A 24,730-nucleotide genomic window follows, 5' to 3' on the forward strand; every position below is an offset into this window, starting at 1 on the left:
GTTAAGTATACTCTCGGCCAAGCCTATGACCAAATTTGAAGCCGTCGGCGTTATTTATTAAACCTCCTTGAAATATAAAAACTAATTTTATAGTTATATGATATTATAAGAGATAAAGAATAAAAAGTATATAAAAAATGTGATTTTTAGTAGGTATTGTTTGGTTTTAAGCGTATAAGAGCGTAAAAGCGACTGTAAAATTTATAAAAAATGGCTAAAATTTGAGCCAAATTTAAGATAGGCAAATAAAAATGTTAAATGATTATGGCGACCAAATTTATCTTATCGGCGACGTTCACGGCTGTTATAAAACCCTCTGCGCACTTATAGATCGCTTGCCACGCGGCGCTGATTCTAAAATTTGCTTCGTCGGCGACCTGATAGACCGCGGAAATGGTAGCTTTGAGGTCGTGCAGCTAGCGATGCAGCGAGGCTACGCGGCTGTGATGGGCAATCACGAATACCGCCTTTTGCAACACAAGGACGCATTTTTACGTGGCGAAATGCCTAATGATCCGCGCTGGTTTTACCTAAATGGCGGCGCGCAGACTTTCGCCTCCTACGATAAAGCTATCCGCACCCAGAAGCTCGCACATATAGAGTTTTTATCAAATTTACCGCTTTACTTGGAGTTTGCCGAGTTCAAAAACGCACAAGGCAGGCGGCTCGTCGCGTCGCATTCGGCGATTGGGCGGATGTGGGCGCTACGTAACTCGCACGGCGATAGCGCGGCGGAGTTTAGGCGGCATGTACTTTGCGGCAGAGGCGATTTTAGCCAAAACGAAGGCGTCTTTAATGTCTACGGCCATACGCCGATCGCTAGCCCCGATATCACGGAATTTAGCGCAAATATCGACACGGGCTGCGTTTATAAGCAAGATTTTGGCTGTCTTTGCGCGCTCGAGTTTCCGAGTATGCGGGTTTTTATGCAGGAAAATATCGAGGACGGAGAGTAAAATTTGCTGAAATTTGAGGCTAAATTTGACTAAAATTTGAAATTTTATGCACCGAGACTCGAGTCTATAAAGTATTAAATTTAGTTTTTGGTCAAATTTAACGTTATGTCCTTAAATTTCTTTAAACGAAAATGATTGTTTGACGCCGTCTTGCTTCTTTGTTAAGGGGGAAGGACTTGAATTACGCTCTGCTTTGCAGTTGCGACCGCAAAGGAAGCAAAATCCAAGCCTCACCTCTTTTACAACAAGCAAAGAGTAATCTTAAACGGTTATTCTTTGTGTAAGGGACTAATTTTAGTATAAGTTTTATAAAATTTTTAAAATTTTACTCACTCAAAGCGGTTGTCGCTCGCGCCCACGATAAATCGCGGCACGAAAATTTGGCTTCGTTACAAACTCAGCTCAAATTTTCGGGACGAAAGCTTTTCGCTCATAAAATTTAAAAATTCTTTGAAGCCAAATTTAGTATTCTCAAGATGCGGATCTCGGTGAGTAAAATTTGAAGCCAAATTTACAAATTTAGCCAAATTGGACCCCAAATTTGAACGCAAAACGATAAGGCGAAGTGTTTTTTCGTCAGACGAGGCAGCGGCGAGCGAGGCGAGGGAGCGGACTGGTCGTCCGTGACCGAAGCCGACTGAGCCGGTAACGAAGTATGGCGGAAAAAGACAAGCCGCCAATTTTAAAGTTTACGGATTTTGGCGATTTCGTCGCGCAACGCCGCCGCCTTCTCAAACTCCAGCTGCTCGGCGGCTTCTAGCATCTGCTTTCTTAGTTCTTTGATTATGCTCGCTCGCTCGGCGGCAGGCATTTTTTCTAGATTTTTGCCGCGTTTATATATCTCGCCCTCATCCTCGACGTGCAGGCTCTCTTCGATGTTCCGGCTAGCAGAGCGCGGGACGATGCCGTGAGCGCGGTTGTATTCGTCCTGCATCTTGCGGCGAGCTAGCGTCGTATCCATCGCTTCTTGCATGGATTTGGTGATCTTTTTGGCAAACATCAGCACTCGTCCGTTTACGTTTCTAGCCGCGCGCCCCATCGTTTGTATGAGGCTCGTCGTTGAGCGCAAAAAGCCTTCCTTATCGGCGTCCATGATGGCTATGAGGCTAACCTCGGGCAGATCAAGCCCTTCTCTTAGCAAATTTATGCCGATAAGCATATCAAACTCGCCTCCGCGCAGTCCGCGGATGATCTCGTTTCGCTCGACGGCGTCGATATCGGAGTGCATGTATTTGACCTTGATGCCAAGCTCGGTGTAGTAGCGACTGAGCTCCTCGGCCATCTTTTTGGTAAGCACGGTGACTAGTACGCGCTCGTTTCTCTCGATGGTTTTTTTTGCCTCGTCAAATAAAATCTCCACCTGATTTTCGCTGTCTTTTATCTCGATTAAGGGATCTAGCAGTCCCGTCGGGCGTAAAATTTGCTCGTAGACGTGGCCGCGGCTTAAATTTATCTCGTATTCGTTCGGGGTCGCCGAGACGAAAAGAAATTTGGCGCGTTTGTTTATAAACTCGTCAAATTTAAGCGGACGGTTATCAAGCGCGGACGGGAGACGAAATCCGTACTCCACCAGCACCTCTTTTCGGCTACGGTCACCCGCGTACATCCCGCGAAACTGCGGCAGGCTCACGTGGCTTTCGTCCACGATGACTAGATAGTCCTTGCCGCCAAGTTCGAAATAATCAAACATAGAGTAGGGCGTCTCTCCTGCCTTTTGCCCGGTTAGGTGGCGCGCGTAGTTTTCGATGCCCTTGCACATGCCCGTGCTGCTCATCATTTCTAGGTCAAACTCCACTCGTTGTTTTAGGCGCTGAGCCTCGACGAGCTTGCCTTGCTCGTTAAATTCTTTTAGCCGCTCTTCTAGCTCCTCTTCTATCTGTTTGATGGCGATTTTTAGGCGGTCTGCGCCCACGATAAACTGACTCGTGGCATAAAGCGTAAATTTACCCACGTCTTTTAGTTTTTTGTTTTCCAGCACGTCAAAGTGATACATAGCGTCTATCTCGTCGCCGAAAAACTCTATACGAAGCGCTTCGTCTCCCCAGTATGCGGGATAGACGTCCACCACGTCGCCGTTTACGCGAAAGTCGCCTAGGTCGAAGTAGTTATCGTTTCGCTTGTAGCCCATATCGACGAGCTTTTGCAGTAGCGCGCGCTGATTGATATTTTCGCCCACGCCCAGATACGCGACCATGCCTTGGTATTCGCTAGGATTACCTAAGCCGTAGTTGGCCGACACCGACGCCACGCACACGACGTCGTCAAAGCTAAGCAAGCTCGCCGTCGCAGATAGGCGCAGACGCTCGAGCTCTTCGTTTACGGAGCTGTCCTTTTCGATGAAAAGGTCTTGACGCGGGATGTAGGCTTCGGGCTGATAGTAGTCGTAGTAGCTGATGAAATACTCCACGTGATTTTTAGGGAAAAAGCCCTTAAATTCGCTATAAAGCTGCGCGGCAAGGGACTTGTTGTGCGTCATGATTAGCGTTGGCATATTTAGCTCGCGTATAACGTTTGCCATCGTAAAGGTCTTGCCTGAGCCCGTGACACCTAAAAGCGTTTGATATTTGTTGCCAGATCTTACGGAGGCTACTATGTTAGCGACTGCGCGGGCCTGATCCTCGCTCGGGCTAAATTTGGACGAAATTTCAAAATTTTTCATTTTTTACCTTAAAAATCAGCTTTTTTTGTTACAATTACGTAAAATTATACCAAAACTAAGGAAAAAGATGTTTGATAACGATAAAGTACTAAACACCCTAACCGACAAGGTAAACGACCTGCTGGCTAGATATAACGAAATCTGCGAAGAAAACGAGTCTCTACGCAACGAACTAATCAGCGTCAAAGCCCAAAACGAAGCTAAAACAAATCAAATCGCCCGCCTAGAAGAAGACCTGAGAACCAAAAACACCGAGAGCGACGACGTTATCCGCAAGATCGAAGCGGTACTGGGAAAATAAATAAACAATGAAAAAAATAACGGTAAAAATAGCTTCCACATTCTACAACATCAGCCTCGAGGACGACTTTGCCCAAAATTTTGAAAAAGAGTGGGAGACCTTTACCGGAGGCAAAAAATATCTCGACGTCAAAGAGCTACTAAGCGCCTTTGTCCAAAAATGCTATGAAAACTATCAGCAGGAGCGCGATCTGCGCTCTTTGGCCCAAAAAGTAAGTAAAGAAATAAGTTAAATTTTATCCTAGATTACTTTTTTACACGCACCCATATAAAAAGATTTCATTTTAATCTATTTTTAAGCTAATTATCTATATAATCCCGCCAACTGCATAAGTGTATGCAGAAATAAACACAAGGAGTCTCATATGAGAAAAGGTTTTACAATGATTGAGTTGATCTTCGTGATCGTTATACTAGGTATTTTGGCTGCTGTAGCTATCCCAAGACTAACTGCGACTAGAGATGACGCTGAGATAGCAAAAGCTGGAACAAACTTAACTACACTAATCAGTGACTTGGGTGCTTATTATACTTCACAAGGTGAATTTGCTACAAAATTAAGTGGTATGACAAATGTTCAGCTTAGTAACGGTGGTGCAGCCCTTACAGACGAAATAGTAGCTGCCGGTAAAAAATGCGTGAAAGTTACTTTGGTTCCAACTATTGATGGTACTACAGGTAAGCCTGCTCACTTAAAGGTAGAAGGGGGCACTGATAAGACTACAGAAATATGCAAAAAGGTCTTAGCTAGCAAAGGTGTTGATACTTTAGTAAAAGGCAAATTTACTTTCTCACATAAAACAACTGGAGCTATTACAGAGAGCGGCGCTGGCGAGGTTGCGATCAGCGGTATAAACGTTAAATTCTAATTTTTAGAAAAAATAAGCTTAATAATTAAAGCCCAAGCTTGCCTTAGCAAGTTTTGGGCTTTTTTTAATTTAGCCCTAAATTTATCTAGGAAAAGATATGAGATACGCATTTACTATGATAGGGCTCATATTTGTTATAGTTATCTTGGGGATACTTACCACATTTTGCGATTCCTTGCTTGACTCTTGCTAGAGATGATGCGAATTTCGTTCAAATTTTAGCCAATACAAAACAGCTTATGAGCGATGTGATGGCGTATAATGCCTCGTAAGGCGGGATATCAAACGATATAAAAGATATGACGAACGTTCCAAGCGTTTCTTTTGGCGGTAGTGTCAATCTAAATAATGCTACTTACCCGCACAGTATTTGATATTTAAGACTAAAGACTGCGTGTTAAAATTCCGCTTTATAAAAGACGCCGCCAGTCATGTAGTTATAAAGCTAGATCCAAGCGTAATTATAAACTATTGTAAGGTTCTTGAAAGAAATAATGATTTTATCAGTTTAAAAAACAGTGAATACCCTGTTGGATCAAAAGCTATTTTTTAATATAAAGTGGTATAATTTTCCAAAAATTTAAAAACGTCAAGAGGTTATTATGAAGCGTGGATTTACGATGCTTGAACTAGTATTTGTAATAGTTGTTATTGGAATACTAGCTAGTATTGCTGTGCCTAGATTGTTTGTAACGAGAGATGATGCGGTGCTCGTTAAAGCTAGAAGTGATATAGCCTCGATACGAAGCGGTATAATAAATAAGCATAATACTGATATGCTATCTGGCAAATTTACTTATGATAGCCTTGAAAAATCTGGAGCAACGAATATTTTTGCTAATGTTTTGCAAAACGGTATAAAAGAAAAAGGCGCTTCTGATGTATCTGGGTGGAAAAAAGGAGGCACGACAGGCAGCAGGACTGTATATACCTTTGCGTTAAATAAAAATCAAAGCGTAGATTTTGCTTATGATACTGCCGATGGCTCTTTTAGTTGCCCAAAAAACGACAAACTCTGCAAACAATTGACGGAGTAATGCCCTACTACCAAATAATTCCGAGCGGCTTAAACCTTAAGCCGCTTACATATTGTTCAGATTTTAAAATACCCAATTTTACCCAAGTCTTAATCAATATAAAAAATAAAAAAACTATCGGCTATGTCCTCCAAAGCGTAGCCGAGCCGAATTTTAAAACGCTTGAAATTTTAGAAATTTTACCCGCCACGCTTACACCGATACAAATCTCTCTTTTGAAATTTATCTCGCATTACTATGTCGTAAATTTATCTGTTGCGGCTGGGCTTTTTAATCCACTAGAAATTGAAGCGCCTTGCTTGCAAAATTTGACGAAGGTGCAAATTTTGAGCGACAAAAATGAGCTAAACGATAACTTAGATGTCAAATTTGACGATAGCAAAGAGTTAAATTTGACTACGGAATTAAACGAAACATCGCAGTCAAATTTGCCTGAAAATTTAAATAGCGGCGACTATCAGGAAAATTTGAACTCAAATGGGAACGTTGCTACTGAATTAAAATTTAATACCTCTGAGCAGTTGCCCAAAACGGCTTTCGACCACCTAAATATATCCGAGTTTTTCCCAAAAATCCCAAGCCTAAACCAAGACCAGCAAGAGGCGCTAAATTTTGCCAAAATTCACAAAACGAGTTTGATTTTCGGCGATACGGGGAGCGGTAAAAGCGAGATTTATTTTTCCCTTATCCGCGAATATCTACTCGCGGGCAAACAAGTTTTGCTTTTGATGCCTGAAATCTCGCTAACGCCTCAGATGACGAAGCGGCTAAAGAGCTATTTTGGCGAAAAATTCGGAGTCTGGCACTCCAAAATAACCCCAAAAAAACGCGGCGAAATCCTGCAAAAATTTCAGAGTCGCGAGATAAATTTGATCGCAGGCGCGCGCTCAGCGCTGTTTTTGCCATTTAGCGAGCTTGGACTCATCATCGTCGACGAGGAGCACGACGACAGCTACAAATCCGCGCAAAATCCGCACTATAACGCCCGCGACCTCGCGCTATTTTTAGCGAGCAAATTTGACGTCAAAGTCGTGCTAGGCTCTGCTACTCCGAGCGTCGTGAGCTTCAAAAAGCAGCCTCATTTTAGGCTAAGGGGAACGTTTTTTAAAAGCGAGAAAAAATTTATCTACGACGAGAGTGAGACGGGGGCAAGCGATATGATCCTAGGCGAGCTTGCGGCGAGTTTTGCGAGCAGTAAGCAGGCGGTCGTATTTTTACCGACGCGCGCAAACTTCCGCTATCTGTCGTGCCGCGAGTGCGGCAGTACTATAAAGTGCCCATTTTGTAGCGTCGGGATGAGCTTTTATAAGAAACGAAATGTGCTAAAGTGCCAGTACTGCGGCTTTACGACAGCTGCGACGTGCTCGTGCGAGAAGTGCGGTAGCGAGATGATCGAGGCGAAAAAAATCGGCACCGACGAGCTAACGGAGGCCTTGCGCTCGGCGTTTCCAGCGGCAAGGATCGAGAAATTCGACCGCGACGAGATCACGACGCAAAATAAGCTCGAAAAGACGCTAAAAGCCTTTAATGCAGGCGAGATAGACGCGCTCGTTGGCACGCAGATGTTGAGTAAGGGGCACGACTACCACAACGTGGATCTTGCTGTCATCATGGGCGTCGATGAGCTATTAAACTTCCCTGATTTTCGCGCTCGCGAGCGGACATTGGCGCTGGCAATGCAGGTGGCGGGCAGGGCAGGACGCTCGGGTGAGGGGCGCGTGGTCGTGCAGAGTAGGCAGCGGGAGTTTTTTGAAAATTTTATCACGGATTACGATGCGTTTTTGGCTGAGGAGATTCTTGCTAGAGAGCCGATATATCCGCCGTTTGCTAGGCTTTTGCGGGTTGTCGTTTCTGAAAAAAGCGAGCAGGCGGTAAAACAAAGGCTTGAAATTTGCGTAGCCGAGCTTGAAAATTTGCGCGCCGCCGAAACCTCGCTCGAGATAGTCGGACACGGCAAGTGCGCGATCGAAATACTTGGCGGCAAATACCGTTTTGAGATTTTGCTGCGTTGCGCCTCGCACGCTCCGCTCATAAAAGCCGCTCGCATCTGTGCCGCGCACGGCTTTGACGTCGATATGGATCCGATAAATTTTTCGTAAATTTGATTTCTTTTCGTTTGATTTTCGATGTTTAATTTGGGTGGCTAGAAAGCGTCTTAAATGTTTTGCAAGGTTTGTAAAATCAAATTTCACATTCGGCTTGGTGTCAAAATTTAAGCTAAAACGAGCTAGTTTTGGTTTTGGCGGCTAGAGATTAAGTCTTAAATTTAACGCAAGTTTTGCTATTAATCCGCTCACGTAGACCAGCCAAATCTATCAAATAGTCTTTAGTGTGTTTTGATTGCTATTTGCAGATAAAGATATTATGAATTTAAAATCTTACTTAAATCAAAACTAAAATGTAATTAAAGTTTTCATTTATGATAATGCTTATCTTTTTAAGCAGAATTTTATATGATTTATATATAATCCCGTTATAATTTTATCTAGCCTTAAATATACAGTCTAATTAAAATTATAAAAATCACCCTAAAGGAACTTAATGCAAAAATTTTTACAAGCCCTAGCAGGCTCGCAAAAATATTTCGTAAACTACGTTAGCGTCGCGATTTTCATCGTGATGGCGTGGATAGGCGGACTCAAAGTCGTGCAATACGAGGCCGACGGCATCGTGCCGTTTGTAACCAACAGCCCGTTTTTTAGCTACATGTATAGCAAAAAAGATATCGTAGATAACGGCAAGGGCAAAATGGTCGCCGAGTACAACCTGCACAAAAATCCGGAAGGCTTGGTCGTGCCTAAAAACATCGAGTGGCATAAACAAAACGGTACTTACGCGGTTTCGTATCTGATCGGCGCGATGATCTGCACTATCGGTACGCTCGTGCTGCTTGGCATTTGGTTCCCTAAACTAGGGCTTATCGGCGGACTGCTGACGTTTGGCATGTCTATCGTAACGCTTAGCTTTTTGATAACGACGCCTGAGACTTGGGTGCCAAATCTAGGCAATCCAGCACTTGGCATCACTGAAAGTCCTAATCACGGCTTCCCGTATCTATCGGGTGCCGGACGACTGGTGCTAAAAGATATAATAATGTCTGCTGCGGGACTAATCGTAGCCTCAAATGCGGCTCGCAGGATTTTGGAGTGCTGCAAAAGCTGCTCGGCTAAGTAAAATTTGCAGATTTTAGCGAGCGGTAGACCTAAATTTAGTTATTTCTCCGCTCGCGGCCGTTTTTCTCATCTCTACTTTTTACTATTTCGTTACAAAATTACTTTGCTTTTTCAATATATACCAAATCAATTTTATCTGTTTGCTCGCTCGTTAAATTTAGCAAACCGTGTACGCGTAAAATGCTGCTATAAGCGGAGATTAGGTAAAATGCAGCCCTAAATTTAAAGGAGAAAATATGGCATTTTTCGATTTTTTCAAAAGAGGCGGCAAAAATAGCGCAAACGCCGCAAAGATCGGCAAGACCGCGCAGGAGCGCAAGGATATAAGCATAGAAATTTTAAAATCCCAAGGCGTGCCGTACATTGACCATCTGCCGCTACGATATGAGACGGGTGAGATCACTCCGCGCGAAAAGGACGAGGTTATCGCCCGTGCGATCTGCTCGTTTGCCGCGATAATGTGTGCTTGCACGATCAGAGATAACGGCGAGCTAACCGACGAAGACAAGCAGGGCACGAAGGACTTTTTGGATAATCGCTTTGGGTGCATAGACAAGCTAACGCGCATGGAACGCCGCGTCGTGCAGGGCGAGGCGAGCTATAACGAGGCCGTAAATATGGGCTGGAAATACGAGTCGCTGTGGGCGCTGATGTGGGCCATGGGTCTCGTAGAGGAGCTAAATTTCCCAAACGAGATCTGCGACTGCAAATTTGTGATGGATACCTTTATCGGCGGTGATTTTTCGGAGCGCGTGAAGCTGCGGGGTACTGATGAAATCCTGCAAGCGCTTGATCTCGTCTATCGTTACCACTGGGCGTGCGTCAATGCCCGCGTGCACGGCTCAGACTGCGCGGGGCTCGACGAAGAGGTCGTGATGGAGAGGCGCGGCGGGCTAGAGTGGCTGTGCTGCAAGGGGGACGAAAATGATAATCTAACTGACGAATATAATGCGTGGGATTATCCGGACTTAAATACCTAGCGGCGCGTCTTTTTCCTTTATACGTCGTTGGAAATTTCGCCGAATTTCAGTCACGTATTATAATATACGCTCCTTCATTCGGCTCATTTCCGCCTCGTCTAAAGAAAAAATACTGCACCTTATTTCCGTGTAGCGGTATTTTCTCGCATCGCTATATTCGGTCGCTACTCATGCACAATAATCACCATCGTAAAATTTTAAGTCGCTTAGTCTAGCTTCGCGATACTGCCGTTCTTGTATTCTTTAACTCAAATTTAAACTAGCCTACGCTTAAAAATTAAATTTCGCTTTATCTTTGTGTGTTGTTTCTCTTTGCTATACGTCGTTGCGTTTAAAATTTGCTTTATTACATATCAAGCATACGCTCCGCCCGCAAATTTCATCCGCGCCTAGTCTAACTTCGCGATACCGCCTCTTGCGTCATTTCGCTCAAATTTAAGTTGCAACTTTGGCAGACTATTTTTACGTCCTTGCTTCAAATTTGGCCGCTTGTGCGTTTAGTTTTTGCTCGGTAGCAATTAATTAATTTTTATTTTGTTTAAATATTAAATAATGTTTATTATAATTGCGCTAAAAATCAATGGATGGATAATGCTTTTTAACTCTTACGAATTTATATTTTTATTTTTGCCCATAACTTTTTTCGTATATTTTTTCTTAAATAAAAAGCGCCTTAGCGAAGCGGCGAAAGGCTTTTTGGTGCTATCGTCGCTATTTTTTTACAGCTGGTGGAACATCGCGTATCTACCGCTAATAGTAGGCTCGATGATATTTAACTACTCTTTTGGGCTAGAGCTTTGTAAAAATAATCCTAAAATTTCAAAAAAAATTCTCCTTGCTCTTGGTATCGCGGCAAATTTGGCTTTGCTTGGGTATTTTAAGTACTCCGATTTTTTGATCGGCAACGTAAATTTCGCCTTCGGTACGCAGATATCGCACCTAAATTTACTCCTGCCGCTTGCTATTTCGTTTTTTACGTTTCAGCAGATCGCGTATCTGGTAGATAGCGCGGCAGAAGAGAGCGCGAAGCGGTATGATTTTTTAAATTACTGCTTGTTTGTTACGTTTTTTCCGCAGCTAATCGCCGGCCCCATCGTACATCACGAGGAGATGATGCCGCAGTTTGCAAAAGCTAAAAATAAAATAATCAACTACAAAAATATCGCTCTTGGGCTTTTTATATTTTCTATCGGGCTTTTTAAAAAGGTCGTTATCGCCGATACTTTCGCCGTTTGGGCGACCGAGGGCTTTGACATGGCCGCGAGCTTAAATTTGATCGAAGCTTGGGCGACTAGCCTTAGCTACACGTTTCAGCTCTATTTTGATTTTAGCGGATACTGCGATATGGCGATCGGCGCGGCGCTGCTTTTTAACATCAAACTCCCGATAAATTTCAACTCGCCTTACAAGGCTTTAAATATTCAGGATTTTTGGCGCAGGTGGCATATCACGCTAAGCCGTTTTTTGAGAGATTACGTCTATATCCCGCTGGGAGGCAACCGCAGGGGCAAGGCGAGAACGTACGTAAATTTAGCTGCTACCTTCGTGATAGGGGGCATCTGGCACGGGGCGGGCTGGACGTTTGTATTTTGGGGATGTCTGCACGGCGCGGCTTTGATCGTCCAAAGGATTTGGAGCGAGCTGGGCTTTAGACTAAATAAATTCATAGCTTGGTTTATAACCTTTAACTTCGTAAATATCGCATGGGTGTTTTTTAGAGCAAAGGAGTGGGACGACGCGCTAAAGGTGCTAAAGGGGATGTTTGGCCTAGGCGGCGGACTAACTCTAAATTCGCGGCTAGAGAAAAAGGTCGGTTTTTTGAGGGAGTACGGCGTAAAATTTGGCGAGTGGAATCCAAATATACAAATAGACAGCACAAACACCTTGTTCTACTACCTTATCGCTGGTTTTGCGGTAGCGCTGCTATTTAAAAACTCTGCGCAAAAACTGCAAGGCTTTAGACTCGGCGGGCTAAATTTGACCCTAGCCGTGCTTTGTTTTACGCTGGGCGTTTTAAATTTGCACAAAATGTCTCAATTTTTATATTTTAACTTTTAGGAAAATCGTATGAAATTTAAAAAATGGACGTTTAGCTTTTTGGCCGCGGCGGCTTTGATTTTCGCGCTCGTGGCGGTTTTTAACTACCTGGTCGATCCATACAGGATTTACGATACGGATATCTTTAAAAATAAGCCCAGAGAGGATTTGCAGTCGCGCTTTATGAAGGTTTTAAAGATTCAAAAAATCAGGCCCGCGTCGATATTTTTAGGAAACTCTCGCCCTCAAACGGCTCTAAATTCGGCGCATAGGTATTTCATGCAGCCCGCCTTTAACGCGGCTGTATCGGGAAGCAATCTAAACGAAGCTAAAGCCTATCTAAAATGGGCGATAAAACAAGGAAATTTAAAGCAGGCGTTGCTCGTTTTTGACGACAAGACGATGCTAGGCGGCGGTAGCAAGGCCGATGATTTCGAGGAGTATTTTAAAAATCATAGCGCGTATAAAATTTTATTTAGCTTCCAGACGCTTCGCGACTCGGTAGCGACTGTCCTAAAATACGGCAAAACTCCGCTCTTTGAGCCTGACGGCAGACGGACCGAGGCGTCGCTGCTAGAAGAGGTGCGAAGAAACGGGGGCTACCGTGAATACTCCGTAAAAAAGATAGAGAGCGGATATATGGCTGAACGCAAAAGAGACGAGGTATCAAGGCTGTCTTATGAAAATTTTATCGAGATTTTAACGGATGCTCACGAAAATAATATAACCCTTGATATCGCTATAAGTCCGCTACATGCTAGGCTGCTTGAAGTTATGGACTACAGAGTCGGGCTTGACGCGGCATGGTATGAGTGGAAAAAACAGATAACGGCCGTAAACGAAGAGGTTGCCCAGCGACTTGGAAAGAGGCCGTTTAGGATAGTGGATTTTGGCCTTTATAACGAGATAACGACTCAGGAGCTACCTAAAAACGCAGGCCAAATTTCGCCGTACTACTGGGAAGCTAGCCACTATAACGCAAGGCTCGGCGATATGATGCTGGAGTTCTTGTCGGGGCGGGGCGAGCACGCGGGGCTAGGTGTAGAGATAACTAGCAAAAACATAGACGCGCACGTAGAAAATCAAAAGAGCCTGAGGGCTAAATTTATAGATACGCGGGAGTATAGGCGCGAGGTTTTTGGCGAGTAGGTTTTGGGGCGGTAAATTTATTTAAAAGCCAAGATTTTATATAATCGCACAATAAAATTTAAAGGCCAAATTTGCAAAGATACCCCACGAAACAGATAAAAATCCGCGATGTAAAAATAGGCGGAGACGCGCCCATATCGGTGCAGTCGATGACATTTAGCAAGACCAAAGACGTAAAAGGCACGCTAGAGCAGATACAGCGGCTTTATTTTGCCGGCTGCGATATCGTGCGCTGCGCCGTGTTTGACAAAGAGGACACCGCCGCACTGCGTGAGGTCGTAAAAGCTAGCCCGCTGCCCGTCGTCGCCGACATCCACTTTAACCACAACTACGCCGTGATAGTTAGCGAGTTCGTCGACGCTATCCGCATAAACCCGGGCAATATCGGCTCAAAAAAGAACATCAAAGCCGTCGTGGACGCGTGCAAGCAGCGAAATCTGCCCATCCGCATCGGCGTAAACTCAGGATCGCTAGAAAAGCAGTTTGAGGACAGATACGGCCGCACGGTCGAAGCGATGGTGCAAAGCGCGCTTTATAACATAAATTTGCTCGAGGATTTTGATTTTACCGATATCAAAATCTCGCTAAAATCAAGCGACGTCGAGCGCACGATGGCCGCTTACCGTGCGCTTCGGCCGCTTGTGGCGTATCCGTTTCACCTCGGCGTTACGGAGGCTGGCACTAGCTTTCACGCGACGATAAAGTCTGCGATCGCGCTAGGCGGACTGCTACTGGAGGGCATCGGCGATACGATGCGAGTTAGCATCACGGGCGAGCTAGAAGAAGAGATCAAGGTCGCAAAAGCGATCCTAAAAGACAGCGGCCGCCAAAAAGAGGGGCTAAATATCATCTCATGTCCGACCTGCGGGCGTTTGCAGGCTGATCTGATGGCTGCGGTAAAGCTCGTCGAAGAAAAAACCAAACACATCAAAGAGCCGCTAAACGTCTCGGTGATGGGCTGCGTCGTAAACGCGATCGGCGAGGCTAAGGGCGCGGACGTGGCGATAGCCTTTGGCAAAGGAAACGGTATGATAATGCGCAAAGGCGAGGTGGTCGCGAGGCTGCCCGAGGGCGAGCTAGTCGATAGATTTTTACTCGAGATCGACGACGAGATAAAGTCGCGGGCGTAAATTTCAGGCGTCAAATTTGACGTTTGGCGACGCTCGGCTCGGTCAAATTTGAGCCGATAAATTTGCCTCTGGCTCGGGTTTAAATTTGTTCGTCAAATTTGAACTCTATTTATCAGTGCGAGCCTGCGAAACCACGCTCTTTATGGCGCTAACTCAAATTTGACCGTTCAAATCTAAAGCAAATTTACGAGCAAGCGTCAAAATTGAATTCAAATTTTATAAAATCCGCCCAAACGCAGGCAAATTTAACAAAACTAAAGGATACGAAAATGGCAAAAGAAAACATCGATATGCACAATCTCTATGATCTAGATATGGAGCGCGCGATCCTCGCGTCCATCATCTATAGCGCGGACAATCTAAGCGAGATTTTCGATATCATCAGCCCGTTTGACTTTTATCTGCGCGCTCACGGCGACGTTTACGACGCGATGGTAAAGTGTCTGAATGAAAATTTGCCCGTAGAAACGGGATTTTTAAAAACCAAATTAGGAAGTAAATTTGATGAGAACGTGATGAGCGAGATCATCGGCACGAACTCGATCCTGGATGTGAAAAAATACGCCGCCGAGATCAAAGAAAAATCGATCAAGCGAAGCCTCGTCAAAATCGCGCACCAGATACCTAGCAAAGTGAGCGAGGACAAGCCTAGCCGCGATATGGTGGACGAGCTGAGTCAGAGTTTTTATTCGCTAGTGGACGGGCAGAGCGCGGGTGTCGTAAAGGACGCTGCTGTCATCATCGCAGACGTCATCGCACACCTAGAAAAGCAAAAACTGCTCGAGGATAAGGATATCGTGGGTATCGACACGGGATTTCGCCAGCTAAACGAGATGACGAAGGGCTTTAAACACGGCGATCTCATCATCATCGCAGCGCGCCCGGGTATGGGAAAAACCACGATCTGCCTAAATTTGATGAACCACGTGCTGATGCGCGGCGGCGGAGTCGTATTTTTCTCTCTTGAGATGCCGGCCGAGCAGATCATGCTGCGTATGCTAAGCGCCAAAACATCGATCCCGCTACAAAACATAATGACTGCTAAAATGGACGACGAGGAGTGGTCGCGCCTAAGCGACGCGTGCGATGATATGGCTAGCCGCAAGCTTTTCGTCTACGATAGCGGCTACGTAAATATCCATCAGATCCGCACGCAGATGCGCAAGCTCAAGTCTGCTCACCCCGAGATCACGCTGTGCGTCATCGACTACATCGGCCTCATGATGGCGACGTCAAATTTCTCCGATCGCCACCTACAGATCGCCGAAATCTCGCGCGGACTAAAGCTACTAGCGCGCGAGCTAGACATGCCTATCATCGCGCTTAGCCAGCTAAACCGTAGCCTAGAGTCCCGCGCCAACAAGCGCCCGATGCTAAGCGACCTACGCGAATCAGGCGCCATCGAGCAGGACGCCGACATGATACTTTTCGTGTACCGAGACGAGGTTTACCGCGAGCAGGAGGAGAAGGAGGCCGAGAAAAAGGCGCACGCCGAGGGCAAGGAGTATGTGCGTAAATTCGTCCCAAACAAGATCGAAGAGGATGCCGAGATCATCGTGGGCAAGAACCGAAACGGCCCGGTCGGCACGGTGGAGGTAATATTTCAGAAGGAATTTACGCGCTTTGTCGATAAGAGCTTTGGCGCCGCGCACGTGGCGGAGTTTAACCCAAACGCCTAAAATGCGCCCTTTAAGCTTAAATTTTGCAAAAGCCGCAACGTAAATCTATCTTTGAAAACGCGCGCGAGGTTTATGTATTTTGCCTTGCGTGCGCGCTCGTTTTTGCGCTAAATTTGGGCTTTAGCTACTATAAATTTTGCGAATTTAAATCCCAAAACGGCGTTATCCTGCAAGCTAAAATTTTACAAAACTACGAAAAAACGAACGTAAAAGGCAAAATTTACCGCGTTTTAAAGCTAAAAACGAATGATTTTAGCTTTTACACTACGACGCAAACGGACTTTGACGCGGGAGCGAACGAGCAAATTTTAATCGGCGCCGAAAACAAAAACGTCAAATTTAAAGAGTACCTAAGCGGCTCGTTTTTTATGCCTAGCTACGGCGTGACGCAGCTTAGGTACGCCGCGAGCGAGGAGCGAATTTACGATAAAATTTTTGAGTTTATTGCCGCGCAACACGAAAACGAGAAAATGACCGAACTTTTTACGGCGCTGTTTCTGGCTGCACCCGTGGGCAAGGAGCTGCGCCAAGACGTAAATTTCTACGGCGTTGCGCACCTCATCGCGATCTCGGGTTATCATTTGGGACTGATTTTTGTGGCGTTATATTTTATCATGCGCCCGATTTACCGCTATTTTCAGGCGCGGTATTTTCCGTATCGAAACGCCAAATTTGACCTCTCGGCCGCGATTTTTGCGGTTTTGTTTTGTTATCTTGCCTTGATCGGCTTCGTGCCGTCCTTTTTGCGGGCGTTTTTGATGAGCTTACTGGCTCTATTTTTGCTCGCTAGAAACGTGCGCGTCGTTAGCTTTGAGCTGCTTTTTACGGTGATTTGCGCCGCCGTGGCGCTGATGCCGAGCCTGCTTTTTAGCGTAGGATTTTATTTTTCGTGTATGGGTGTGTTTTATATTTATCTGTATTTGCGGCACTTTGGCGAGCGGTTTTCAAATTTGACAAACGCTATCTTGCTAAATTTTTGGGTATTTTCGGGGATGATTTTGCCAGTGGTTTACTTTTTTCCGCTCGTGAGCGCCCAGCAGCTAGCCGTCTTGCCGCTCACGCCGCTTTTTAGCTTGTTTTATCCGATTAGCGCGCTTTTGCATGCGTTTGGCGCTGGCGGCGCGCTTGACGAATACCTACTAGAATTTCTCTCGTGGCGCGCAAAGGGGGTAAATTTGAGCGTGCCGTTTTGGCTGTTTTTGCTTTACAACGCGCTGAGTTTATCGAGCGTCAAAAACAAAATTTTAGCCGCCGTTATCGTGCCGCTAAATTTACTCTGCTTTGTCGCGCTTTTTTAAGCTTCTTTGTCTTCGACGCCTACTTTTTCCAGATACGCGCACAGCTTCACGCCGTAGAGAAATATGATCCACGACACGTAAATCCACACGAAAAAGAGCAGCACCACCGAAAACGAACCGTAGATGCTAAGATAGGTTTTGTTGTTTGCGGCGTAAAAGACGAAGATACTTTTGCCAAGATACCAGATGAGCGAGGCGACGAATGAGCTAAAAAGCGCGTTTTTTAGGGCGATTTGGCGGTTTATCGAGATGAGATACGTCACGCAAAATATCGCCCAAATGATGAGGTAGGGAAAAATGCTTAGAAAATTTATCCACTTCGTGTAGGCGCTGGAGTTTAGCATATCTTGAAATAAATTTGAGAGATAAAAACTAAGTCCAAGCCCTAAGGGAGCTAGCGTAATGAGCGTCCAATAAGCACTCAGCGAGTTCCAAAATTTGCGGCTACTCGTGTGCATGATGCGGTTGATGACGTATTCGTAATCGGCAAAAAACATGATCGAGGTAAAGATAATCGCGCCAAGGCCGAGGATGCCAAGGCTCGAGCTGTTTTGCAAAAAAGTCTCGATGTAGTTTGAGATCGCGTCTTGGTTTGACGGTAGTAGCTGGGCGAATATAAATTCCTTGATCTTGGCGTAATAGACGCTAAAGCTTGGCATCTGCGTAAAGAGCGAAAGCGAGATGAGCAGCACGGGGATGATGGAGAGCATCGTATGAAAGCTCAGGCTTGATGCGTAGTGCAGCAGCTGCTTGTCCTTGATCTTTAGCATCGCCGTGAGCCAAATTTTAAGCGTTTGTTTTATCTTTTCAAATTTTTGCGGGTTCATTTTGGGTCCTTAAATGTAACTGCTTATGGGTTTAAGGTTTTTAAATTTGACGTTTTTTCGTATCATTTTTTCTAAATCATCCATGTCTTTTCTCGCATACAATAGCCTAAACCCAAATTTGGTATCGCCGCTCTCGCTTTTTATTTTGAATACTTTTTCATTGTTCCTGAAGGCAACTCCGACATCATAAATCATTTCGTCAAATTTAACTTCATAGGCGCGTTTAAAGCCAAACAATCCTATCTCTTTTGAGATGCCGTCTTGCTTAACTCTTATGCCTTTTTGCATCAGGGTATAAAAAGCGAAAGCCAACAGGCAAACCGACAGCATATCGTAAAGAAATAACAGCAGATGGTAGTCGGCGAATAAATTTCCATCTGCTGCTCGGCCTAATAGCGACATTGTGCCGCAACATGAGAACATTAAAAAGTACATTATCTTTAAAAACGGATCGGGGCGTATAAATAAATCTTCACAATCAACGTATTTAAAGGATATTTCGTCATTTTTCCTAAAAAGCACTACAACCATAAAAATAATTACCAAGATGTCAAGGACTATTTTTAAAAAATCAGCTACGCCTTGCGCCAAATTTACAACCCCATTTTAAAAGGGTTTAGGATGTTATTTGGATCAAATGCCTTTTTGATACTTCTAAAAAGCTCCATCTCGGCGTCCGTAAAGGCAAGCGGCATAAACTCAGCCTTGCTGATACCTATGCCGTGTTCGCCGCTAAGCGTGCCGCCAAGCTCCACCGCGATCTTAAAAATTTCCTCGATCGCCTTGTGGCCGCTCTCTACCTGCACCGGATCGGCTCTATCTACGACCATGACGTTGGTGTGCACGTTGCCATCGCCGGTGTGGCCAAAGCACGGCACCTGTACGCCGTATCTTTCCGCGACGCCGCCGATGCGCTCAAGCAGCTCGGGCAGCTTTGAGCGCGGCACCGTGATATCCTCGTTTAGCTTTAAATTTCCGTAGATATTTATCGCCTGCGAGCAGTTGCGGCGGGCAAACCAGATGTCGTTTCGCTCGCTCTCGTCTTTGGCGCGTCTAAATTCGCTAGCGCCGTTTTCTCTAAACACTCGCTCTATCGTGGCTAGATCCTGCTCTAGGCCGTCTAAAACGTCGCCGTCTACGTCGGTGATGAGCAGCGCGCCCGCGTCTTGCGGTAGGCCTTTGTTAAATTTAGTCTCGACCGCACGTATGCAAAGCGCGTCTAAAAACTCCATGGCTACGGGCGTCACGCCTGCGGCCATCGTCTTATAAACGGCGTTCATCGCAGCGTTTACGCTAGGGAAAATTCCCATCGCCGTTTTTCTAAATTTAGGCTTTGCGATGAGTTTTAGCGTGATCTCGGTTATTACCGCTAGCGTGCCCTCGCTGGCGATGAGAATGCCCGCGATATTGTATCCGGCGACGTCTTTTATCGTGCGTTTGCCGGCTCTGATCACCTCGCCGTTAGGCAGCACCGCTCGCAGCGCCATGACGTAGTCTTTGGTGATGCCGTATTTTGCGGCGCGCATGCCGCCCGCGTTTTCGCTGACGTTGCCGCCTAGCGTCGAGTACTCCTGGCTGGCGGGATCTGGCGGATAGAAAAGACCTAGCTTCTCGGCTTCGCGCTGCAAATTTATATTTATACAGCCAGGTTGCACGACTGCGACCATGTTTTGCATGTCGATTTCTAGGATTTTGTTCATGTGCTTTTCAAATGCAAGCACCACGCCGCCCTCGTGCGCTAGCGCACCTCCCGTAAAGCCGCTGCCAGCGCCCCTAGGCACGATTATGATTTTATTTTCGTTGCAGTATTTTAAAATCTCGCTTACGTCGCGCTCGTCTCTAGGGAAAAGCACGCCGTCAGGCAAATGGCGCTTTCTAGTAGCATCGTAGCAGTATGCGATCCTGTGCGCGTCGTCGAAGTAGGCGTTATCCGAGCCTAGTAAATTTACAAAAAAATTAGCGTGTTTTTCGTGCATCATTTCTCTTTCAAAAGAGCTTTGTAGTGGCGGTCAAAGTCGCTGATTTGCTCCGAGCCCCATTTCCAAAATACCGTATCGATATCCTTGACGCGAGTGTAGAAAGGCAGCTGGTAGTACTTGACCGCGCCACTTTGGAAGCGTTTTAGCGGCTCGAAACTCTGGCAGTCGGCAAAAAGCGCTTCATTGTTCATAGCGATGAAAATAAGCCCGGCAGCGCTTTGGGAGCACATTTTGCGAAAGTCGTCGCGGCTAGGGTTTGGCTTATACTCGTAGCTTAGATACGATCCCACGATATCTGGGTGGATAAAGGTGATGTCTTTAAACGCATTCGTTACTTCGGTGTAAATTTCTTTGTTTGGTACAACGATGAGCGAGCGGTTGTAGAGGTAGTTTAGGATGATCTCGTCGCCGCTTTTAGGCATTATGCCAGGTATCGGTAGGGCTTTTTGCGCTAGCGTGTCAAATACCTCGAATCGCACCTTCGCAAAGCCGCCGCCTTTTTGCGTGACAACCGCGCGAGCTATGATAGAGCTTTGAGAGCCTTCAAATTTATGCATCACGACGCCGCTACTGCCTACGACGATGTCCGAGCCGTCTATGATCGTGCCTACGCCCTCATCCACGCTTATTAGCGGGGTTTTATACTCTCTCATCGAAAACTCGGCCGCAAAGCTAAGGCAAGCCGCCGCTAAAAATAAAAGAAATTTTTTCAAAATTTATCTCCTGAAAGTTTGAAATTTTAGCGCTCATTATATCTGAAACTGGCTTAGTTTTGCAAAATGTAAGTAATTTTCGAGTAAAATACGACTTTTAAATCAAGGGATTTTATGAAGAAATTTTCATTAGCTTTACTGCTGGCGGTAAATTTATTCGCCGCCGCACCTATACAATCTACCGTCGAGGAGCTTAATTGGCCTAGCGGAGATACGTTTTTAACTTTTTTGGAGAAAAATTCCATTCCGCTTTCTCTTTATTACGATATGGATTCGGACGATAAGAAGTTTGTGAGCGAGATAACTGCAGGTATTCCGTATCAAATTTTAAGGGACGAAAGCGGCGGATTAAAACAAGTTCTCATACCCATAAACGAAGAGCTTCAAGCGCAAATTTATAAAGACGAAGAGGGTAAATTTAAATTTCAGCTCTCATCGATTTCGTATCAGACTTATAGGCGCGTACTTAGTATGCCGATCGTCTCGAATCCTTCGCAAGATATACTAGAAGCTACGGGTAGCGCGGCGCTGGCGCATGGATTTTATCTAGCTATGAGAAGCGAAGTGGGTGCTAAAGAGTTTACGAAGCTAAAAAAAGGCGACAGGCTCGCGATGGAGTATACGCAAAAGATGAGACTGGGACGCACGTTTGGCTCTCCTGAGATATACTGGGCGACGATCGAAATCAGCGGTAAAAAATACACTGTTTATAAATATGAAAACAAATACTACGACAAAAGCGGTAAGAAAAACGATAAATTTTTGCTAACTAGGCCGATCGCAAACGCTCGTATTACCTCGCCTTTTACGCCCAAGCGCTATCATCCGATACTAAAGCGCTATAAGGCCCATCTAGGCGTGGACTACGGCGCTCCTAAGGGCACTCCTATAAAGGCCGCAGGCGAGGGTACGGTTAAATTCGTCGGTACTAAAAGCGGCTACGGCAAGGTAGTAATACTAGGTCACACTAGCGGTTACGAGACGCTATATGCGCACACTAGCGGCTTTGCTAAAAGTATAAAAAGCGGCGTTAAGGTCAAACAAGGTCAGCTCATAGCATATGTAGGAAACACGGGCATGAGTACGGGTTCGCACCTGCATTTCGGCGTTTATAAAAACGGTAACGCTATAAACCCGGAGACCGAGATAAAGGTAGCTAAAAGCGTATTTGCCTTAAATGAAAGCGCTAAATTTCAAAAATATATAAAACAGTTTGAAAACAAGATAAAAGAGTATGCCAACAAGGATGAAATCCCTGAAAAAGAGCAGAAATTTGATGCGGCGATGGACTGGGAGCATCCTATAACCGAGCCAAAAACAGACGTAAATTTGACGATGACGGATGCAAATTCTACCTTTTCTAGCGGAGATTTAAATTTAACTACGGAGACGAAAAGAGCAGAGGAAAATTTAACTAACATTGGCTCTTTAAAAACCGATATAAATTTGACAAAAGAGATAAAGGGTAACAACAAGGAAGACAATGCAACCAAAATCGAAGCAAATTTGACGAGCGAGCTTGCAAGCAGCGCCGATGATGCAAATTTGACGGACTCAAATTTAACCAAGTCCGAGTCAAATTTAACGGAGCAGCCCAAAGCAGAAAGCAACTCCTCTGGAACCAAAACGGACGCGAACGAGACGGCAAATTTAGCCGCGGCAAAATCTGCAAAACCAGAGTCAAATTTGACCTCCGCAAAAGCCGCAAGCAAGGCGACAAGCAAAGCCGAGCCAAAAAAATCAAGCAAAGAGGCGAAAAAGTCAGAGTCAAATTCGTCCGCTAAAAATAAAGACAAACCAAAACAGACGGATAAGAAAAAGGATAAAACAAATAAAGAAACCAAAACCGAGTCCAAAAAGAAAAAGGACGTAAACGCCAGCAAAGATAAGTCTAGAAAGCAAAAAGACGCCGCCGACAAAAAGACCAAATCAAAAGATAAAACCGCCGAGTCAAGCGACAAAAAGAAGTAAATGATGGAAGAAAACGAGCAATTAAACGAAGCCAAAGAACTGCTAGACTCGCACCTAAACGAGACGATCGATAAGGAGCTAAGCCCCGCCGACCTCGCCCAGCACCTAAAAACGCTTAAAAAGCACGATGAGGAGCTCTTTGGCGAATATCTCGAAAAGCTCGACCCCGAGATCCTGGGCGACGTAGCGATGGAGATGCCCGATCACATGTTAAAGGACGTGATCGAGCAGATACCCAGCGACAAAATCATCGAGGCGATCGAGGAGCTAGAGAGCGACGACGCCGCCGAGCTTTTGGAGTATATCGAGGAGATCGACGAACAAAAAGCCAAGGAGCTCTTTGACGGTCTGGATAAGGACGACCAGGAGGAGATTTTACGTATCCGCAGCTACGACGAGGGCGAGGCGGGCGCGTTTATGCAGACGGAGCTTTTTAGTGCGCATATCGACGAGCAGCTAAAAACGGCGGTAGAGCGGCTAAGGCGCGAGAAAGAAGAGGGCAAACTAGAAAACGTCTCGCAGCTTTTTATCACCGATAAAAAGGGCGTTTTGCTCCATGCGGTGCCGCTTGAGGATCTGATACTATTTGACTTTAACCAAACCTTAAGAGAGATCATCGCAAAGAGCGAAGAGGATAAGTATAAGCCCAACGTAGCCGTAGATAACGAGCCTATCGAGACGGTCGTAGAAACGGTCGAAAACTACGATATGAACTCGATCGCAGTCGTAGATAGCAAGGGCTATTTGCTAGGTCGTATCACCACCGACGATATCCACGACTTTATAAAAGAAAGCGCCACGGAGCAAATTTATAACCTAGCCGGCGTCGACGACGAGGCTGAGGAAGAGGATACGAGCCTGATTAAGGCCACTCGCGCGCGCGCCGTTTGGCTGCTTATAAATTTATTTACCGCACTTATTAGCTCCTCGATCATCGGGCTTTTTGACGAGACGATAGCCAGCTACGTAGCGCTCGCGGTACTGATGCCAATCGTAGCATCCATGGGCGGAAACACCGGCACGCAGGCGCTTACGGTTACCGTGCGCCGACTAACTCTGGGAGAAATCGAGTTTAAAAACGCTGCAAATGCGCTAAAACGCGAGGTTGGTATCGCGCTTATAAACGGACTAACCTTTGCGTTTTTGATGGGCGTTATCGCTTCTTTATGGTTTAACCGCCCGATGCTTGGCGTCGTTATCGGCGCTTCGATGCTGATAAATTTGTTTTTCGCAGGATTTTTCGGTACTTTGATACCGCTAAGCTTAAAGAAATTTGACATCGATCCCGCCGTAGGCTCCGCCGTACTGCTTACCACCGTTACCGATACGGTCGGCTTTTTTAGCTTTTTAGGACTGGCAAAATGGATACTTCTGTAAAAAATATCAAGATAGAAAATTTAACCTCCCCGCGCTACGTAAAGCCGTATCAAATTTCCTTTGATCTGTGCGAAAAGTCCGTCAGATGGGAGTGTATCAAGGCCCACGATAGCGTCTCGGTACTGCTTTATCACGAGGACAAGGACGCGTTTTTGCTGGTTAAGCAGTTTCGCCCCGCCGTTTGGTTTAACCTGCAAGACGGACGCGAACTAAATTTGACGCAAAAGGGCGACGAGGGCTATACGTACGAGCTTTGCGCGGGTCTGATGGATAAAGGCAAGAGCGAGGAGCAGACCGTCATCGAGGAGATCGCCGAGGAGACGGGCTTTGCCGTGAGCAAGGTCGAGCGCATAACATCCACTCGCGGCGCGCTGGGGTTTGGCGGAGCGAAGCAAACGATGTTTTTTGCCGTGATAAACGACGCGATGAAGATCGGCGAGGGCGGCGGCATAGACGGCGAAAATATCGAGCCTGTTTACGTGCCACTTGAGCGGGCGCGCGAGTTTATGTTCGACGAAACCAAAACCAAGGCCACGGGGCTGATGTTTGCTTTTATGTGGTTTTTTGATAGAATGGGCAGATAGTTTGCGTCAAAT

At 45.7% G+C, this 24,730-nt stretch carries 21 protein-coding genes; 16 read left to right on the plus strand and 5 right to left on the minus strand.

Annotation, left to right across the window (positions count from 1 at the left end; genetic code table 11):
- Positions 1 to 251: 251 nt before the first annotated feature.
- Complete coding sequence (locus EE116_RS06140; protein ID WP_122873680.1) at positions 252 to 956, plus strand: metallophosphoesterase; 705 nt, start codon at positions 252 to 254, stop codon at positions 954 to 956.
- A 682-nt stretch (positions 957 to 1,638) separates the two neighbouring features.
- Here EE116_RS06140 and uvrB read toward each other — a convergent pair.
- Positions 1,639 to 3,615 carry an excinuclease ABC subunit UvrB gene (uvrB, locus tag EE116_RS06145; protein WP_122873681.1) on the minus strand — a complete coding sequence of 659 codons (1,977 nt, stop codon included), beginning with the start codon at positions 3,613 to 3,615 and terminating at the stop codon, positions 1,639 to 1,641.
- Between the two features lie 67 nt (positions 3,616 to 3,682).
- Between uvrB and EE116_RS06150 the strand changes: the two genes are divergently transcribed.
- The 12 genes from EE116_RS06150 to EE116_RS06205 all read left to right on the plus strand — a co-directional run bounded on the left by EE116_RS06150 (position 3,683) and on the right by EE116_RS06205 (position 17,267).
- Complete coding sequence (locus EE116_RS06150; RefSeq protein ID WP_002946661.1) at positions 3,683 to 3,916, plus strand: hypothetical protein; 234 nt, start codon at positions 3,683 to 3,685, stop codon at positions 3,914 to 3,916.
- A gap of 7 nt (positions 3,917 to 3,923) precedes the next feature.
- Positions 3,924 to 4,148 (plus strand): hypothetical protein, encoded by a 225-nt coding sequence (locus tag EE116_RS06155; RefSeq protein ID WP_002946662.1) that lies wholly within the window; start codon positions 3,924 to 3,926, stop codon positions 4,146 to 4,148.
- Positions 4,149 to 4,280: 132 nt separating this feature from the next.
- The gene (locus EE116_RS06160) at positions 4,281 to 4,784 is read left to right on the plus strand and encodes a type IV pilin protein (protein WP_122873682.1); all 504 of its coding nucleotides are present in this window, start codon (positions 4,281 to 4,283) and stop codon (positions 4,782 to 4,784) included.
- Between the two features lie 620 nt (positions 4,785 to 5,404).
- A complete protein-coding gene (locus tag EE116_RS13050; RefSeq protein WP_163028036.1) occupies positions 5,405 to 5,821 on the plus strand; it encodes a type II secretion system protein in 417 nt (138 codons plus the stop codon).
- Positions 5,821 to 7,920, plus strand: coding sequence for a primosomal protein N' (locus EE116_RS06170; protein WP_122873684.1), 2,100 nt, complete (start codon positions 5,821 to 5,823; stop codon positions 7,918 to 7,920). Before EE116_RS13050 ends, EE116_RS06170 begins: the two co-directional genes overlap by 1 nt.
- Positions 7,921 to 8,362: 442 nt before the next feature.
- A complete protein-coding gene (locus EE116_RS06175; RefSeq protein ID WP_002946673.1) occupies positions 8,363 to 8,995 on the plus strand; it encodes a DUF417 family protein in 633 nt (210 codons plus the stop codon).
- Positions 8,996 to 9,230: 235 nt separating this feature from the next.
- Positions 9,231 to 9,974, plus strand: a complete 744-nt coding sequence (locus EE116_RS06180; protein ID WP_122873685.1) for a DUF4272 domain-containing protein — start codon at positions 9,231 to 9,233, stop codon at positions 9,972 to 9,974.
- Between the two features lie 591 nt (positions 9,975 to 10,565).
- Positions 10,566 to 12,032, plus strand: coding sequence for an MBOAT family O-acyltransferase (locus tag EE116_RS06185; RefSeq protein ID WP_122873686.1), 1,467 nt, complete (start codon positions 10,566 to 10,568; stop codon positions 12,030 to 12,032).
- Positions 12,033 to 12,041: 9 nt separating this feature from the next.
- A complete protein-coding gene (locus EE116_RS06190; protein ID WP_122873687.1) occupies positions 12,042 to 13,160 on the plus strand; it encodes a hypothetical protein in 1,119 nt (372 codons plus the stop codon).
- A 71-nt stretch (positions 13,161 to 13,231) separates the two neighbouring features.
- Positions 13,232 to 14,290: a flavodoxin-dependent (E)-4-hydroxy-3-methylbut-2-enyl-diphosphate synthase gene (gene ispG / locus EE116_RS06195; RefSeq protein WP_122873688.1), complete on the plus strand. Its 1,059-nt coding sequence runs from the start codon at positions 13,232 to 13,234 to the stop codon at positions 14,288 to 14,290.
- Positions 14,291 to 14,559: 269 nt separating this feature from the next.
- Entirely contained in the window at positions 14,560 to 15,969 is a 1,410-nt protein-coding gene (locus EE116_RS06200; RefSeq protein ID WP_122873689.1) for a replicative DNA helicase, read from the plus strand.
- A gap of 23 nt (positions 15,970 to 15,992) precedes the next feature.
- Positions 15,993 to 17,267 carry a ComEC/Rec2 family competence protein gene (locus EE116_RS06205; RefSeq protein WP_122873690.1) on the plus strand — a complete coding sequence of 425 codons (1,275 nt, stop codon included), beginning with the start codon at positions 15,993 to 15,995 and terminating at the stop codon, positions 17,265 to 17,267.
- Here EE116_RS06205 and EE116_RS06210 read toward each other — a convergent pair.
- From EE116_RS06210 to EE116_RS06225, 4 genes are all read right to left on the minus strand, one after another.
- Positions 17,264 to 18,094, minus strand: coding sequence for a YihY family inner membrane protein (locus EE116_RS06210; RefSeq protein ID WP_122873691.1), 831 nt, complete (start codon positions 18,092 to 18,094; stop codon positions 17,264 to 17,266). The genes EE116_RS06205 and EE116_RS06210 overlap by 4 nt on opposite strands.
- A gap of 9 nt (positions 18,095 to 18,103) precedes the next feature.
- A complete protein-coding gene (locus tag EE116_RS06215; RefSeq protein ID WP_163028037.1) occupies positions 18,104 to 18,496 on the minus strand; it encodes a hypothetical protein in 393 nt (130 codons plus the stop codon).
- 191 nt (positions 18,497 to 18,687) lie between these two features.
- Entirely contained in the window at positions 18,688 to 20,070 is a 1,383-nt protein-coding gene (locus EE116_RS06220; protein WP_122873693.1) for an FAD-linked oxidase C-terminal domain-containing protein, read from the minus strand.
- Positions 20,070 to 20,786, minus strand: coding sequence for a plasminogen-binding N-terminal domain-containing protein (locus tag EE116_RS06225; RefSeq protein ID WP_122873694.1), 717 nt, complete (start codon positions 20,784 to 20,786; stop codon positions 20,070 to 20,072). The genes EE116_RS06220 and EE116_RS06225 overlap by 1 nt, the downstream gene beginning before the upstream one ends.
- A 114-nt stretch (positions 20,787 to 20,900) precedes the next feature.
- Here EE116_RS06225 and EE116_RS13300 point away from each other — a divergent pair, with 114 nt between their 5' ends.
- Genes EE116_RS13300 through EE116_RS06245 form a run of 3 tightly spaced genes read left to right on the plus strand, consistent with a single transcriptional unit; the run spans position 20,901 to position 24,718 of the window.
- Positions 20,901 to 22,757 (plus strand): peptidoglycan DD-metalloendopeptidase family protein, encoded by a 1,857-nt coding sequence (locus tag EE116_RS13300; RefSeq protein WP_163028038.1) that lies wholly within the window; start codon positions 20,901 to 20,903, stop codon positions 22,755 to 22,757.
- A 3-nt stretch (positions 22,758 to 22,760) separates the two neighbouring features.
- Positions 22,761 to 24,134: a magnesium transporter gene (gene mgtE / locus EE116_RS06240; RefSeq protein WP_122874449.1), complete on the plus strand. Its 1,374-nt coding sequence runs from the start codon at positions 22,761 to 22,763 to the stop codon at positions 24,132 to 24,134.
- On the plus strand, positions 24,119 to 24,718 hold the full coding sequence (locus EE116_RS06245) for an NUDIX domain-containing protein (protein WP_122873697.1): 600 nt from the start codon (positions 24,119 to 24,121) through the stop codon (positions 24,716 to 24,718). Before mgtE ends, EE116_RS06245 begins: the two co-directional genes overlap by 16 nt.
- Positions 24,719 to 24,730 lie beyond the last annotated feature (12 nt).

Origin of the sequence: Campylobacter showae (assembly GCF_900573985.1) — a bacterium.
In the GTDB taxonomy this organism is placed as follows: domain Bacteria; phylum Campylobacterota; class Campylobacteria; order Campylobacterales; family Campylobacteraceae; genus Campylobacter_A; species Campylobacter_A showae_E.

What these genes read in the sequence shown, in the direction of transcription:
- EE116_RS06210 (WP_122873691.1), bottom strand. Translation starts at nt 18,094, where the DNA reads ATGAACCCGCAAAAATTTGAAAAGATAAAACAAACGCTTAAAATTTGG.
- EE116_RS06215 (WP_163028037.1), bottom strand. Translation starts at nt 18,496, where the DNA reads ATGTCGCTATTAGGCCGAGCAGCAGATGGAAATTTATTCGCCGACTAC.
- EE116_RS06175 (WP_002946673.1), top strand. Translation starts at nt 8,363, where the DNA reads ATGCAAAAATTTTTACAAGCCCTAGCAGGCTCGCAAAAATATTTCGTA.
- EE116_RS06200 (WP_122873689.1), top strand. Translation starts at nt 14,560, where the DNA reads ATGGCAAAAGAAAACATCGATATGCACAATCTCTATGATCTAGATATG.
- mgtE (WP_122874449.1), top strand. Translation starts at nt 22,761, where the DNA reads ATGGAAGAAAACGAGCAATTAAACGAAGCCAAAGAACTGCTAGACTCG.
- EE116_RS06160 (WP_122873682.1), top strand. Translation starts at nt 4,281, where the DNA reads ATGAGAAAAGGTTTTACAATGATTGAGTTGATCTTCGTGATCGTTATA.
- EE116_RS06170 (WP_122873684.1), top strand. Translation starts at nt 5,821, where the DNA reads ATGCCCTACTACCAAATAATTCCGAGCGGCTTAAACCTTAAGCCGCTT.
- EE116_RS13050 (WP_163028036.1), top strand. Translation starts at nt 5,405, where the DNA reads ATGCTTGAACTAGTATTTGTAATAGTTGTTATTGGAATACTAGCTAGT.
- EE116_RS06185 (WP_122873686.1), top strand. Translation starts at nt 10,566, where the DNA reads ATGCTTTTTAACTCTTACGAATTTATATTTTTATTTTTGCCCATAACT.
- EE116_RS06155 (WP_002946662.1), top strand. Translation starts at nt 3,924, where the DNA reads ATGAAAAAAATAACGGTAAAAATAGCTTCCACATTCTACAACATCAGC.
- EE116_RS13300 (WP_163028038.1), top strand. Translation starts at nt 20,901, where the DNA reads ATGAAGAAATTTTCATTAGCTTTACTGCTGGCGGTAAATTTATTCGCC.
- EE116_RS06245 (WP_122873697.1), top strand. Translation starts at nt 24,119, where the DNA reads ATGGATACTTCTGTAAAAAATATCAAGATAGAAAATTTAACCTCCCCG.
- EE116_RS06140 (WP_122873680.1), top strand. Translation starts at nt 252, where the DNA reads ATGTTAAATGATTATGGCGACCAAATTTATCTTATCGGCGACGTTCAC.
- uvrB (WP_122873681.1), bottom strand. Translation starts at nt 3,615, where the DNA reads ATGAAAAATTTTGAAATTTCGTCCAAATTTAGCCCGAGCGAGGATCAG.
- EE116_RS06220 (WP_122873693.1), bottom strand. Translation starts at nt 20,070, where the DNA reads ATGCACGAAAAACACGCTAATTTTTTTGTAAATTTACTAGGCTCGGAT.
- EE116_RS06150 (WP_002946661.1), top strand. Translation starts at nt 3,683, where the DNA reads ATGTTTGATAACGATAAAGTACTAAACACCCTAACCGACAAGGTAAAC.
- EE116_RS06190 (WP_122873687.1), top strand. Translation starts at nt 12,042, where the DNA reads ATGAAATTTAAAAAATGGACGTTTAGCTTTTTGGCCGCGGCGGCTTTG.
- EE116_RS06180 (WP_122873685.1), top strand. Translation starts at nt 9,231, where the DNA reads ATGGCATTTTTCGATTTTTTCAAAAGAGGCGGCAAAAATAGCGCAAAC.